At 69.9% G+C, this 13,880-nt stretch carries 14 protein-coding genes; 12 read left to right on the plus strand and 2 right to left on the minus strand.

Translation table 11 applies throughout. The annotated features are described in order from the left end of the window. Window positions 1-29 precede the first annotated feature (29 nt). The 11 genes from DLJ59_RS19270 to DLJ59_RS19320 all read left to right on the plus strand — a co-directional run bounded on the left by DLJ59_RS19270 (window position 30) and on the right by DLJ59_RS19320 (window position 8,504). Complete coding sequence (locus DLJ59_RS19270) at window positions 30-881, plus strand: replication-relaxation family protein (protein ID WP_124774033.1); 852 nt, start codon at window positions 30-32, stop codon at window positions 879-881. A gap of 311 nt (window positions 882-1,192) precedes the next feature. Continuing rightward, window positions 1,193-1,882, plus strand: a complete 690-nt coding sequence (locus DLJ59_RS19275; protein WP_124774034.1) for a hypothetical protein — start codon at window positions 1,193-1,195, stop codon at window positions 1,880-1,882. A gap of 96 nt (window positions 1,883-1,978) precedes the next feature. Further along, on the plus strand, window positions 1,979-2,710 hold the full coding sequence (locus tag DLJ59_RS19280) for a hypothetical protein (RefSeq protein ID WP_124774035.1): 732 nt from the start codon (window positions 1,979-1,981) through the stop codon (window positions 2,708-2,710). Window positions 2,711-2,723: 13 nt separating this feature from the next. Then, entirely contained in the window at window positions 2,724-3,071 is a 348-nt protein-coding gene (locus DLJ59_RS19285) for a hypothetical protein (protein ID WP_208648764.1), read from the plus strand. Window positions 3,072-3,246: 175 nt separating this feature from the next. Continuing rightward, the gene (locus DLJ59_RS19290; RefSeq protein ID WP_208648765.1) at window positions 3,247-4,539 is read left to right on the plus strand and encodes a MarR family transcriptional regulator; all 1,293 of its coding nucleotides are present in this window, start codon (window positions 3,247-3,249) and stop codon (window positions 4,537-4,539) included. 78 nt (window positions 4,540-4,617) lie between these two features. Further along, window positions 4,618-5,607: a DUF932 domain-containing protein gene (locus DLJ59_RS19295; protein WP_124774036.1), complete on the plus strand. Its 990-nt coding sequence runs from the start codon at window positions 4,618-4,620 to the stop codon at window positions 5,605-5,607. Between the two features lie 111 nt (window positions 5,608-5,718). After that, entirely contained in the window at window positions 5,719-6,120 is a 402-nt protein-coding gene (locus DLJ59_RS19300) for a hypothetical protein (protein ID WP_124774037.1), read from the plus strand. Then, window positions 6,117-6,563: a hypothetical protein gene (locus DLJ59_RS19305; RefSeq protein ID WP_124774038.1), complete on the plus strand. Its 447-nt coding sequence runs from the start codon at window positions 6,117-6,119 to the stop codon at window positions 6,561-6,563. The genes DLJ59_RS19300 and DLJ59_RS19305 overlap by 4 nt, the downstream gene beginning before the upstream one ends. Before the next feature lie 100 nt (window positions 6,564-6,663). After that, window positions 6,664-6,993, plus strand: a complete 330-nt coding sequence (locus DLJ59_RS19310; RefSeq protein WP_124774039.1) for a hypothetical protein — start codon at window positions 6,664-6,666, stop codon at window positions 6,991-6,993. Window positions 6,994-7,068: 75 nt separating this feature from the next. Next, window positions 7,069-7,410 (plus strand): hypothetical protein, encoded by a 342-nt coding sequence (locus DLJ59_RS19315; protein ID WP_124774040.1) that lies wholly within the window; start codon window positions 7,069-7,071, stop codon window positions 7,408-7,410. Window positions 7,411-7,484: 74 nt separating this feature from the next. Continuing rightward, window positions 7,485-8,504, plus strand: a complete 1,020-nt coding sequence (locus tag DLJ59_RS19320) for a C40 family peptidase (RefSeq protein WP_124774041.1) — start codon at window positions 7,485-7,487, stop codon at window positions 8,502-8,504. 538 nt (window positions 8,505-9,042) lie between these two features. Here the strand turns inward: DLJ59_RS19320 and DLJ59_RS19325 are convergent. After that, window positions 9,043-9,459, minus strand: a complete 417-nt coding sequence (locus DLJ59_RS19325; RefSeq protein WP_124774042.1) for a hypothetical protein — start codon at window positions 9,457-9,459, stop codon at window positions 9,043-9,045. A gap of 228 nt (window positions 9,460-9,687) precedes the next feature. Continuing rightward, complete coding sequence (locus DLJ59_RS19330; RefSeq protein WP_244236123.1) at window positions 9,688-12,279, minus strand: AfsR/SARP family transcriptional regulator; 2,592 nt, start codon at window positions 12,277-12,279, stop codon at window positions 9,688-9,690. A 306-nt stretch (window positions 12,280-12,585) separates the two neighbouring features. Between DLJ59_RS19330 and DLJ59_RS19335 the strand changes: the two genes are divergently transcribed. Beyond that, on the plus strand, window positions 12,586-13,880 hold a 1,295-nt coding region (locus DLJ59_RS19335; protein ID WP_148096958.1), incomplete at its 3' end, for an Hsp70 family protein.

Consider the following 13,880-nt stretch of genomic DNA (forward strand, 5'->3'; position numbering starts at 1 on the left):
CGGGACTCTCTCTGCAGGGGTGTATCCACATGCCGCAATCGCGATCGGTCAGCCTCCTGAGCATCTATCCCCACATCACCAGCCGTGACCGTCAGCTTCTCCAACTGCTCGACGACCACCAGGTCCTCACCACCGATCAGGTCCACCGCATGCTGTTCCTCGCCCGACGGACCTGCCAGATCCGCCTCGGTGAGCTGACCGCACTGGGCCTGCTGGACCGGTTCCGGTTCGCCCGCGCCGGGGGTGGTAGCCAGCCGTGGCACTGGACACTCGGCCACCAGGGGCACCGCTTCCAGGCCGCCGCTCACCGCCGGCCCGAACCCACCGTGCGCACCAGCCGTCAGAGCGTCGACCGGCGCTCGGCCAACCCGAACCTGACCCACCTGCTCATGGCCAACGAGTTCTTCGTCCGGCTCACCGTGCACGCCCGCCAGCACCCGCAAGCACGGTTGGACCGGTGGTGGTCCGAGACGATGACCACGAAGCAGTTCCGCACCATCACCGCTGACGGGCACGGCCTGTGGAGCGTCGCCGACGCCACGGTGGGGTTCTTCCTGGAGGCCGACACCGGCACCGAGCCCCTCGGCCGGGTGGTGGCCAAACTCGACCGGTACGAGCAGCTGATCCGCCGCGGCGGCCCCCGCTATCCGGTGCTGTTCTGGCTGAGCAGCGACCAACGTGAAGGGCACCTTCACCAACTCCTGCGCGGCCAGCGCGGCGATGTGCCGGTCGCGACCGCCACCCACGACGCCGAACCGGCCGAAGCCGTCTGGCTCCCGGTGGGCGACACCGGTCGGGTCCGGCTAGCCGGGCTGCCCAGCGACCACGGGCAGCCCGTGGCAGACAACCCCAACTACGACGACGGTGTCTTCGTACCGTGACAGACCCTCGCACTCCCACGGCGGATCCTGTCAGCGCAGCTCACCGGCATGGTCGAGGTTCCTGACAACGCTGGCGCTGTCAGGTCACGCAGCTACGGTGCAGCTTCCTCTTTCTTCGCTCGCACCGCCGCCCCTCTGGTCCTCCTCGGATCTGCCCGCGCCAGCGGATCACCCACAGCCCACCCTCGGTCGGCTCGTGATTCACGCCCAGCGCCGTGCACGGCAGCTTCCCGGTCCAGACGCCGCGCGTCGATGGCACCACCGCGCATCCCCACTCCACGCCCTCTGCTTCGCGAAGGGAGCACCCCGTCATGCCCACGCCCAGCCCGCTCACCGCTTCGGTGATCACCGTCTGCTTCGCCCCCGGTGAGGCCGCCGACTGGTTCGCCGCCTCAGAGAAAGTCAACGATCTTCTGCACGCCAACGGCACACCCGCCCGCCGCTACCACGTCCGCCACCGCCGCCTCATCGGCTGGCTGACCCGCTTCCTCGGCTACTACCTCCTCGACGCCGCCCGTCGCTTCGGCGCAGTCACCATGGCCGCCGGAGGCCGCAAGGGTCGCCTCGACCTGACCAGCACCGCCGCCAAAGCCTCCCACTACGCCGCCCTGCGCTGGCGTGCCTGGAACACCCACATCGCCGCGACAACCCGTCCGGCCCGCCCCTTCGAGGACTACCTCGCCCAGCACCACGCCGACCCGACCAAGGTCAGCGTGGCCGAGGCCCGCCGCCGCTTCGAGCAACAACCCCGCGTCCTGGCGATGCTCGCCCTCTCCTTCGACCCGTACGAGCTGTCCGTCTACCAGGCCGGCGAAGCCACCTACGTCGGGCTGCACTGGCGCATCGCGCTGATCGGAGACGCGCTGATCACCACCGACGGCCGCCTACTCACCCCAGCCACTGACTCCGTCGCCGACCGGTTCCGCTTCCTCAACGAAGCCTGCGCCTACGTGCGGGGCCTGCGCTCCAGCGCACGACTGTGCGCCGTCGCCATCGCCTAACCACCTACCGCCTGGAGCACCCCGCACCGGTCGCAGCGGAGCTGCGACCGGTCCTCGGCATGCCTACAACCCGACCGTCTGCGAAGGAGAACTCTCGTGTTCCTGACCGATCCCGCGCTGCGGCGCATCGCCGCCGACACCAACGACGTCCTTCCCGAGCACCTGTGGCGCCACGACACCGCCACCCCCGACCCACTCGGCGACCTTGCCCGCATCCTGCACAAGACTGCCCGCGACTTCACCGACAGCACCACCGGCCTCGATGAGGCCCTCGCCCGAGTGGGTGTGCTCGCCGAGACGGCCCGGCAAGGGTTGGCCGCCCGCGCCGATCTACACATCGCCGCCTACCACCAGACGCTCACCGAAGCACTCATCGCCCGCGAACGGCACAACGTCCTCGGGGCCGCGCTCATCACCTGCTACCACGCCTGGCGCAACCACCGACCGATCGGCGACGGCGACGAGCGGTACCTCCTCCTGCGGCGCTGCGACCCGTCGCGCGGCGTGGCGACGCTACGGCGCAGCGACCCGCGCACCTGGTTGGTGGTGCCCGACGCCGAGGCCGCGGGCGCATTCAACATCCCCTACCCGGATCGCGTCATCGGCGAGGTCACCGAGACCGAGCACGGATGGACGCCGACCGCCTACATCACCCGGCCCCATCACCAAGCCCCGCTCGCCACGGTGTATCCGCTACCCGCGTGCGGTGACCTCGCCTCAGCCTGCCGGTCGCTGCTGCGCTGGTGGCACCTGCGCCACTCCGACACCTGGCGCAACCGCACCCCGAACCAACTCGACCCCGCTGAGCTCGCCCACCTCACCAGTTGAAGCGGGGGACCTCATGCCGCACCTCGGCACGATCGGCCGCTGGATCACCGCGGCGACCGAACGCACTCTCGAGCAACACGCCACCGATCCCGTCCCCGCCGCCGCGCACCTGCCCGAAGCCGCCGCCAACCTGCGGCACCTGCGCACCGAGCTACTGCTCGCGGTGGACCGGCTACGCACCCTACTGATCACGGAAGCTGACCTGAACGGTTCCACCAGCACGCTCGCCGCACTGGTGCAGACCATCAGGGAGCTGGCCCGGGAGTACCGGTACGCCCGCAACTGGGTCGACACCCCTCATCGGCGACGAGGCGCGGGCCGCATACGCGTAGCCGTCGGCGAGGCCTTCCCCGGCCCCTGACCTGCCGACGCGGCACCACCCACCCCACGACCACCGGGTCGTGCCTGGGCAGCACCCCTCGGCAGCGCACGACGTCACGCGCCTGCCGCATTGACCGCTGCCCGCGACCTGGCGCACCACCGCCCGGCACGCCACTGTGTCCGGCGCCTACCAGTTCCCACGGAAGGAAATCCTGATGCAACAGCTGTCGCTGACGCCTGCCACGCAGGCCGTCCTCGACGCCCTGACCGACCTCGGTCAAGGCGACGTCCACGAGTTGGCCGACAAATCCGGCAAGGCCCGGTCGACCACCGACAAGGCGATCAAAACCCTGGCCGACGCCGGTGTCATCGTCGCGGTGAATCCCGACGCCGACCCGGCCGAGGGCACCCCCGCGCGGTGGACCCTCGCCACGCCGAGCGACGCCGATGCGCTCTTGCCCGTTGACGCGGCCGGCGAGACCGACATCGGCGACCCGGACCCCGACAATACGGCCGGCCGACCGCACACGGAGGTAGGGCACGAGCCCACCGATGCGGTCCACGATGCCGCCGAGAACGACCGACCCGACGACGGCAGCGATGACACCGTCGACACGCCGGACACCGAGACGGCCGACCAGGTGGGCAGCCAACTCGACAGTGACAACGCGACCGAGTCCGACGGCGCAGCCGTGGACGGCACCGACCCTGGCGAGGACGAGCAGGCACCGACGGTCGCGGTCGTGCAGCCCGCTCGACCTGGAGACCGCAAGGTCATGGCCATCAAGGGTGTCTTGGCCGACCACGGCGATGGCGGCGCGACTCTCGACGTGATCGTGGCCGAGAGCGGTATCAGTCACCCGACCGCCTCGCGGCTGCTGACCGCGATGGAGCAGGCCGACGCCGCCCGCCGGCTGCCCGGCCTGCCGCAGCGGTGGATCCCTGGTCCGACCAAGGCCAGCGAGGTCGACCCGAATCCGGAGCCGCCCCGCTGCCCGCTGTGCTACCAGGTCATCCGCGGCCTGGCGACCGCGCCGAGCGCTACGGCGGCGGTGCTACCCCTGATCCGGGCGGACGGCACGCTGCACGTCGTCGCAGCGGACGGCGAAGCCCACATCATCACCCTGCCCCAGAGAATGCCGCCGCGCGCGACAGGCAGCACCGCGAACGTGGGCCGCCGCGGCGACGGGAGCGCCAACGCCGACGGCAGCCAGCCGTTCGGCCGGGGCGAGTTGGAGAAGCTGACCCTCGACGTCCTGACCGCGAACCCGGGCCGGGCGATGAGTCCGCAGGACATCGCCACCGCCATCAGCGGACAGCTCGGCCGCGCGGTCAGCTCCGGGGCGGTGCGCAACAACTGCACCAAGGCCGCCGCCGGCGGCCGGATCCTCCTGGCCTCCGAGACACCGCTGACCTTCACCTACCCGGTCCAGGCCGACCAGAGCCCCACCGCGAGCACCAGCGCAGAGCAACCCGGCCAGGACGACAACGACGCCGAGCAGTCCTAACCCACACCATCCCCAACCCATCGCGGGGGCCGATCGGATCCGCTCGGCCCCCGCGGGCGTAGCGAGAAGGAGAACCCCGTGCCCCACGAACTCGAAACGTTCGCCGACGGAACGACCGCCTTCGCCAGCGCCCGCCTGTCGGCCTGGCACCAGCTGGGCACCGTCACCCAGGACACGATGAAGGCAGAGGAGATCATGGCCGCCGCCCGGCTCGGCGACTGGGGCGTGCGGACCATCCGCACCGTCGGCATCGACATCGTCGACGGAGTCGAGGTGCAGATCCCCGCCGACGACAAGCGCATGACCGTGCGCCGCAACCCGGTCACGGCCGAAACCGAGTACCTCGGCATCGTCGGCACCGACTACACCGTGGTCCAGAACGAGCAGTGCGCCGAGATGCTCGACCGCCTGGTCGATCAGGTGGGCGGCGCCCACTTCGAGACCGCCGGAAGCCTCCGCCGCGGCAAGAGTGTGTTCGTCACGATGAAACTACCGACGGCGATGGAGATCGCCGGGGTGGACCGGTTGGACCTCTACCTGATCGGCACGACCTCGCACGACGGCACCGCCGCCCTGCGGGTGGACGCCAGCCCGATCCGGGTCGTCTGCGCCAACACCCAACGCGCCGCCTTCGCCCACTCCGCCGGGCACTACACGTTCCGGCACACCTCCAACGTCAACTCCCAGATCAGCCAGGCCCGCGAGGCGCTGGGCCTGATGTGGACGTACATGGAGACCTTCGAGAAGGCCGCCGAGCGGATGCTCCAAACCGAGCTGACCATGCGCGAGTTCGAGAAGGTCGTCGCCGAGGTGTGGCCGGTCAAGGACAACGCGTCCGAGCAGACCCACAACAACGCCAAGCAGCGTCTCGGCACCCTCAAGTACCTGATCCGCGAGGCCGACACCCAGAAGGCCATCGCCGGCACCCGGTGGGCCGGCTACCAGGCCGTGACCGAGTACCTCGACCACTACCAGCCCGCCAAGAACGAAGTTGCCCGCGCCAACCGGGTGCTCACCGGCAACGTCGGCGAGCTGAAGGTGGCCGCCTTCGACCTGCTGAAGGTCTGACCGCGCCACTGCCCCTCGGGGCGGCGACCGCTGCCCCGGCCCGCACAGAACGGACACACCCATGGCAGCACCGAGCACCAGGCGGCGCGGATCAGACGAGACGGCCCGCCGATGATCCGCCACATCCGCCACCCCCGCGACCTTCGACAGTCCGTGTGCGGCCTGCCCGCCGCCGATGTCCAGCGATGGGAGACCGACGACCCGCCGCGCGTCGAGTCCACCTGCGAGGACTGCTACACCCTGCTCCCCGAAGCCGCCCGACCCGACGACGCCAACCACCCACCCGGCGACCCCACGCTCATCGACACGCTGCGGCGCGTCATCGCCAACCGGCAGCACGCCAAGATCGACGGTGTCCTCGTCGACCTGTGGTCGGCCAGCGTCACCGTCCTCATCTGGGACCACCTCCGCGACGACAAGCGGCAACAGCTGCTGGCCCTGCCGTCACACGAGCTGATCCTGCGCTGCGTCGCGATCTACACCCGCGTCACCGCGAAGAAGGACCACCAGTGACCGCCCCCCGCCTGCCGCAATGGTTCCGCTTCGGGCCGTGGGTGTTCTCGATCGACGCCGCGCGGGCGTTGATCGCGGCGTCTCCCCGCGACACCCGGCCCCTGGACGTCTCGGCGTGGGCCGCCGCGTACGGCCTTGCCCATCTTGACAACCCCAACCCGTCGGCAATCAGCCTCATCGGCCCGACCAGCACCGCCCTCAACCGGACCTACGCCATGACCACCGATCTGACCCAGCCGCTGATCGTGGGCCAGCTCAGCATCAGCGGACACCCGGCCGGCCCGCTGCTCATCGACGGGACCCACCGTCTCTACCGCGCCTGGCGCGAGCACACACCGCGGCTGCCGGCCTACGTGCTCACCGTGCAGGAGACCCGCCAGATCCAGGACGACCTGCTCCTCGGACCACACGCAATCTCCAGCACCCCCGCCGTCGACCGATGACGGCCTGACACCACCCGCACCCACCGCGTACGCCTCGGAAGCCGCCCCAACGCCGGCGGCGACCGAGGCGTACACGCATTCACCCCTTGCGGAGGAACCCGTGACGTACACGCCACCGTGGCGCAGGGTCTGCGACTGCCGCTGCATCATTCACCACCGCCTGCCGCGCACCACCTACAACGAGCCCGGCTGCGCCTGCACCATCACCTGCGCCACCCAACCCCTCACGCTGCTGGCCCACCAGTGGGACCGCGCATTCTTCCTCGACCAGGACGGCGACCTCTGGCACGCCCCGGCCATGGCCAACGGCACCTGGGACTGGGACAACGCCACAAGGGTCGACACCCGCGCCGACGTCGACGACGCCAGCCTCGTCATCGAGCACCTGCTCCGCCAAGCCGCCACCGTCCTCGACACGTCCACCGACTGACCCGCCCGCCCAAGGTGGGCCGCCCGCAAGGGCGGCCCACAACCTTTTCGTGCTTCACGACCAAGGAAGACATCTATGCACCGCACCAACCGCAACGCCCGCGAGCGCGCCTGCGACTGCCGCTGCCCGATCCACCACGGCCAGGCGCGCTCGACCTACAACAACCCCGACTGCCACTGCCTGGCCACCTGCGCCAGTCAACCCATGACCCTGCTCGCCCCACAGATCAACGGCGCCGTGTTCCTCGACGTCACCAACGCCCTCTGGTACGTGCCCAGCCTGGAGCCCGGCCACTGGGACTGGCGCTACGCCACCCCCGTCGACGTGGGCCACCCGCTGTTCCCGGCCAGCACCCTGATCACCGGCCTCCTCCGCGAGACCCACGCCGAACTGCTCCCCCTTCTCTACCGCCTCTAGAACGCACATCGCGGCAACCGCCGCGCACCGGCACGCAGACCGACCCTTCCTCGCTATCCCGAGAGGTCATCGCCATGACAAAGGTCATCATCGGCGTCGTTACCGTCGTCGTCATCGCCTGTTTCGGCCTGCCCCTCCTGCTGCTGTCCTCCGTCACCGGCGGCGGCCCCGGCGGCTGCGCCGTCGCCGCCCCGCCCGGCCTACGCCCCTCCGGGCAGCCGCCCGGCCCCGGCCGATGGGACACCGAGCAACTCGACATCGCCGCCACGATCATCGACGTCGGGGTCACCAAAGGCGTACCCCGCTGGGGCTGGATCGTCGCCGTCGCCACCGCCATGCAGGAATCCGGCCTCCGCAACCTGCCCCACCTTGGCGACCGCAACGACCACGACTCCATCGGCGTCTTCCAGCAACGCCCCAGCCAAGGCTGGGGCACCACCGCGCAACTGTCCGAGCCCGCCTACCAGGCCGGCACGTTCTTCGACAAACTCCAGACCGTGCCCGGCTGGCAGACGATGCCACTCACCCAGGCCGCGCAAGCCGTCCAGGTCTCCGCGTTCCCCGACGCCTACGCCACCTGGACCGACGACGCCCTGCACCTCGTCGAGCAGATGACCAGCACCCTCGTCGACTGCGCCACCGACACCCTCGAGGCGCTCCCCGCCGGGTTCGCGTTACCCGCCAACACCCCACCCGCCGTAGCAACCGCCCTCTTCTGGGCCGTCGGCCAACTCGGCACGCCGTATCACTTCGGTGGCACCTGCACCGACCCGCACTCCGGCGACCCCGACAAACAATGCGACTGCTCCTCGCTGATGCAATCGGCGTACCGGGCCGCCGGCATCTCCATCCCCCGCGTCACCACCGACCAGGTCGTCGCTGGCAAGCCGGTGGCCGACCCGACGCTTCTGCTACCCGGCGACCTCGTGTTCATCCCCGGCAGCCAAGGCACCATGACCAACCCACGCCACGTCGCCATGTATATCGGGCAGGAATTGATCATTCAGGCGCCAAGAACCGGCGACGTGGTCAAGATCTCGCGGCTGAGCAACTGGTTAGGCCAGATCGCCGCCATCAGGCGGGTTGCGCTGTAACAGCGGCGTCGTCGGGTCCCACCTCGATCCCGCTCGATGCCCCATCACGGCCGACCTTGGCGAGCGGACCACGGCAGATCCGAGTTAGGAGACCTTGGCAGATCCGCAGCGACGGCGACGACCGCGACGGCACGTCCGGTCGTGGATCAGACAGCTCACGCGGCCGGTTTGCTACCTGGCGACAGGTGGCCTCCGTGGCCTGCCACCAACCGCGTATGCCACGATTTCAGCGTCAGCCCCTGCGACGGCCGCTGGGTGTTCCGGTAGCCGGCCGTCCCAGACAACCAGCCACGACCCGTACAACTGGGCCCGTCCTTCGAGTCGAGCTAAGAACCAGATGTGCAGGTGGGCGCCACCGCCTCCGATGCGACAGAACTAGGCCCGCGAGATGCGCGCCAGGGCCTGCAAATGGCGAACGATGCGCTACTCAACAACCCCGATCTCACCATCGATACCGAGGCCCGACAACGGCACAACACCAGCCACCCGGCCCGGGCCGGCGCGGTCACGCCGTCGGGGTGACCGCGTCGGCCATGCCTCACTCCTCGGCCCACATCCCGGGGAAGCGGGCCCGCACCAGCTCGATCAGACCCGGATCGACCTGCCGGATGACCCGGACGACGGGCGGACCGTCCAAGCCGTCCAGCACATACATACCAAGCACGTAGGAAACCTGGTTCCCGTCCGGACCGGAGTAGCCCAAGAGGTCACGGCAGAACAGGCAGAAGCGCCGGACCAGGTCACGGTCCAGGTCGACCAGGCCGAGGTCGCGGATCAGCGGACGGACGGCTTGCAGCGCGTATTCGAACTGGTCCACCGGTTCCGGCATCTGGTCGGCGTCGATCGCGCGTCGCATCTGAGTGCAGACCAGGTCCGTGATCTGCTCCCGGGCCTCCGGGAAGTGTTGCCATGCGCGGTCTCCCACCGGGCCAAAGGCCCAAGGCTGAGTCGACATCCACTATCTCCAGGCGAGTCTTTATACGTCACAAGAGGAACCTCCGGCCAAAACGCCGAAAGCCTGCCGCGCTGATCATGGACGGGACGCTGGTGAAGCCGATCCCCCGCATGAATATGCGGCTCGCCCTGGCTGGCTGTCTGGCCCAGCACGTAATGGCCCAGCGGAGGATCGGCACGAGCGCCAGCAGGTGTAGCGAACGTGCGTGGGGCGGCCTGGCGGGGACGGTCAATTCTCGTCCAGGCTGTTACGCAGCTGTGTGGCGAGTGCGATGGTGTCGTCCTGTGGTTCGGCGTCGAGGTCGGCGAGGGCTTTGGTCAGGGCGCGTAGCAGGGTGCGGATGCCGTCGGTGTCGCCGAGGGCATGTCGGGCGTGCATCGCCTTGGTGTAGAGGGCCTCGTTATAGCGGTCAAGTCCAATGGCCTTGGTGAGCAGGTCGGATGCGGCCTGCGGGTTGGTGTCGAGCAGGTCGTCAGCCAGGAGTAGGTGGGCTTCGGTGCCCCACCGGCGGACCGTCTCGCGGTGGGGTTGCAGCCACTCGTAGTCCTGGCCGTCCGCGAGGGGTGCGGTGTAGAGGTCGCAGGCGGCGGTGAGGAGTTCACGGCGGCGCGGCTCGGTGGCGATGGTGGCGCTGCGCATCAGGTCGCGCAGTGTCCACACATCGACGTCCACGGTCGCCGGGTCGAGCAGGTACCGTCCGGCGGATTTGATGACGTAGGCGTTCTTCGTCTCTGCGGTGCCGGCGCGGCCGAGGACGTGCCGCAGGTTCGAGGCGTTGGTGTGTACGCGTTGGTCGGCTTGGCTGATGCGGGCGTCGGGTTCGAGGTATTCGCCGATGTCACGGGTGGCGGCTCCGTCGGGGTGCACGGCGAGGTATACCGCGAGTTCCAGAGCTTTGGCTCGCAGCGGCCGACCTTCGGCGGTGATGCCTTCGATGCGCGGGTGGCCGAGCACGCGCAGCCGCGCCCGTCCCGACAGGGCGTCGGCGGCGGGTTCGACGGCGGTCGGGGTAGCCGGGTTCGTGGCGGTTAGCCTGATCTCGGTGCGGCTGGCGTGCAGGGGCACGATCGTGACCGGTGCGGCTGGTGCGGTGTTCGCGGGCGGTTCGCCGGTCTGTGCCTCGTGGAGCGTGGTCAGGATCTGGAGGGCGGCGGCCGGTTCGAGCACCGGGAGCCGCGGCGGCACTGGTTCGGCGGACTGCCCGGAGAGAAGCGTGGTCTGTCCGTCCGGGGTGACCTCGACGGTGGCGCCGTGGGCCCATTCGCCGAGCAGCAGCCCGGACACGTGCAGTCCCTCGCCCAAGGCGAGCGCGACCTTGGCGCGCATGCGGGCACTGGCGGGCGGGGTATCGGTGACGAGCATGACCGGAGGTAGTGCTTCCTCGTCGGGCACTGTCCGCCGCAGCTCGTCCAAGTCGGCTAGAGCGTGCTCATCGAGGATGCGGCTGCGGTGCAGCAGCCGGGACTCGATGACGGTAAGCGCGTCGTTGATGCTATCGGTCACGTGCAGGCGCGACCAGGGGTTAAGGGTCACCGCGTCCGGGCCGAGCAGCGCGGTCATGGTGGCGGCGTCGATGACGACCTCGCCGCGGGCGTCGGGGTGGTGCGGGCCGCCGGAGGCCAGCACCGCGACGAGGGCGGCGCGGGCGGCCGCGAACGCGCCGTCGCCCACGACTCCGCATCCGCCGGCCGGCAGTGCCCCGAGGTCGGGTACGAGAGCAGGCGGCGGGCCGTCGTCGTTGCTCGCATCCGATGGCTCGGGGTTGCGGGCGGCCACGGCGCGGCGGACCTGGAGCACGGTCGGGGGCAGCTCGGTCGGCGGATCATCGTCAGGCTCGCCGCTGTATCGACGGCGGCGTTGGAGCCAGACCATTGCGGCGGCGGCGCTGATGGCGGCGGCGAGCGACCAGGGCAGCCAACCGGAGTCCGACAGACCCACACCCCGGTCCTCTGAGGCCACCGTCGGGCTATGCGTGACGGGCGGCGGCGCGGCAGGGTTGGAGACCTCGGACGGCGGTGCTGGCGACGAAACGGACCCGGTTGGGGCCGCCGACCGAGTGGTGGTGGGAGTGTCGGCCGGTTGCTCGGGCGCGGGTGGCGGCACGGCAGGATCGGACGGGTCCGGTGCGGCACTCGGCGATGGGGGCGGTGTCGCAGGCCGGCCCGACCGGGGCGTGGAGGGCGTTGCTGGTGTGGCGGCTTGTGGTGGGCGGGCGTCGGCAGGTAGGCGAAGCTCCCAGCCGGGGTAGATGAGGTCGCAGTCACGCAGGACACCGCCGACAGGAAAGTGGCGGTGCTTGTTCAGACCGCAGACCTCCGGCCACCGTCCCGCGTCGCCGAGCCACTCCTTCGCGACCTTGGACAAGGTGTCGTGTCGCTCGACTGTGTAGAGGTAGCGCTGGTCGGCCACGTGGATGATGGCGGGTCCGCGGGCTGCGGCTTGCCGGGGAACATCGGCGCGCTCGGTCGCGGCGACGGGCGTAGACGGCCGATCCGAATGAACCGCCGCGTTGAGGGATCCTGCAGGGGCGACGGCGAGCGCGGCGGTGCCCGCCAGACCGAACACGAGCCGGTGCAACGGGGCCGGCAGCCTGAGTATGGGGATGCGCCACCGGGTCACCGCCGCGAGGATCTCGGCGAGCAGGAGCAGGGTGAACACACCCCACAGCAGCCACATCGCCCAGAACGCCGCACCGATGAGGAAGTCGGGGGTGAACCGTCCGCTGGAGCGCCCGAACCAGTCGGGGATCTGCGACCAGGCCGGCAGCCGGCGCAGCGGGTTCCCACCCGCAGCCCACAGCAGTACCGGAACGGCGACCAAGAAGAGACCGGCACCGATGACGCCGCGCACAACCCCGCTCAGGGACGGCCGCGCGCGGCGCGGCCGCGAATCTGATGGGATGCGAACGGTGGCTCGTGCACCGTACTCGGCGAGTTTGTCGTCTCTGCCCCGGCGCGTCTGCGGCACCTGTCCCCCTGCCGTTGATCCCCGATCTCCTCCAAATACACGAGGGTAAGTGTCTTCGACTATCCCATCGGGAGAGATTCTCACCATCCGCGTACAACGAGTCACGTTCTGCGGATCATGGTTGACACCCGGTCGCCCTCACGAGCGAGACTGCCCCTCATGCCAAGCGGGGGCACTGTGCTGTCGATCGACTTAAGTTCGTCGGCCATCGCGGCCACTGTCAGTCGGCAAGGCCTGAGGATCCCCATCCTCATCGACGGTCGCCTCGTCATGCCGCCTGGCGTCGTCATCGGGCCCGCAGGGGAGATCTACGTCGGTCTCGACACCATGGCCGCGATGTCTCTGCCGGCCGACCACCGGTTCGTCGATAACCCGACTGACCTCCGCGGCCGACCGATCAACACCGCCGATGCGACACAACCCGACCCGGTGGAGCTACTCGCCACCGTGCTGCGGCACATCACCCATCATGCTGCCGTCCACGTCAACGGGCCGATCACCGCGCTCACCGTGACCGTTCCGCCGAGCTGGGGACCACGCCGCTGCGGACACGTCAGCGAGGCAGCAACCCGCGCGGGGTTTCCACCTCCCGCCCTGGTCACCGCACCCGCCGCCCTCGCCGCCTACGCCACAATCCTCGGCGTCACCGCGCCGGAAGGCGCCTGCGTGCTCGTATGCCAGGCAGACCGCGAACCGGCGACCCTCACCGTCCTGCAGACCGCCGCCGACGGCTACCGCGAACTGGCGACGCAGCAGATCATTCTTGCCCATGGCCTCGACCACCTCATCGCCCACCAACTCGTCCGGACGGCCACCGCCGACTCCGACCCGCTCCGATCGGCGATGACGGCGCCCGATTACGACGGAGCAGACGGCGGACGCGCCCTCCTTGAATCCGTCCGGGCCGCCAGGGGTCTACTCGCGACCCAAGACCACGCGCCGATCCTGCTGCCCGCGCCCCGCCAACCGGCCGTCATCACCCGTGACGACGTCACGGTCGCCGCACAGCCCCTCCTCGACCAGATCCCCGGCGCAGTCGACGGACTCCTCGACGCGGCCGACGTCGACAAAACGCACCTCGCTGGCGTCGTCCTCAGACCAGCCCCCGGCGTACCCGCGCTGACCGAAGCGCTCACCGCAGCCACCGACATCACCCCTACGCTCATCGACCACCCCCACGCCCTCGCCGACGGGGCCCTCTCCCTCACCACCACGCACCAATCAGGCTCGGCAGCCGCAGCACGCCTACCCCGCGTGCGCCTCCGTATCGGCGACCTCACCGGCGCCCTACTCCTCGGCGCCTGTTCCCTGGCCCTGCTCCTGCAAGCCGTACTCACCGCCTACATCTCCACCTACAGCACCTGGGTCGTCGGCGTCCGCACCTCGCTACCGCAACTCGGCGCCGCCGGCGCACTCGTCATGCTCACCGCCTTCGCCGTTGCGCACCTCGCACC

Source organism: Micromonospora inaquosa, assembly GCF_003857055.1.
Lineage (GTDB): Bacteria > Actinomycetota > Actinomycetes > Mycobacteriales > Micromonosporaceae > Micromonospora > Micromonospora inaquosa.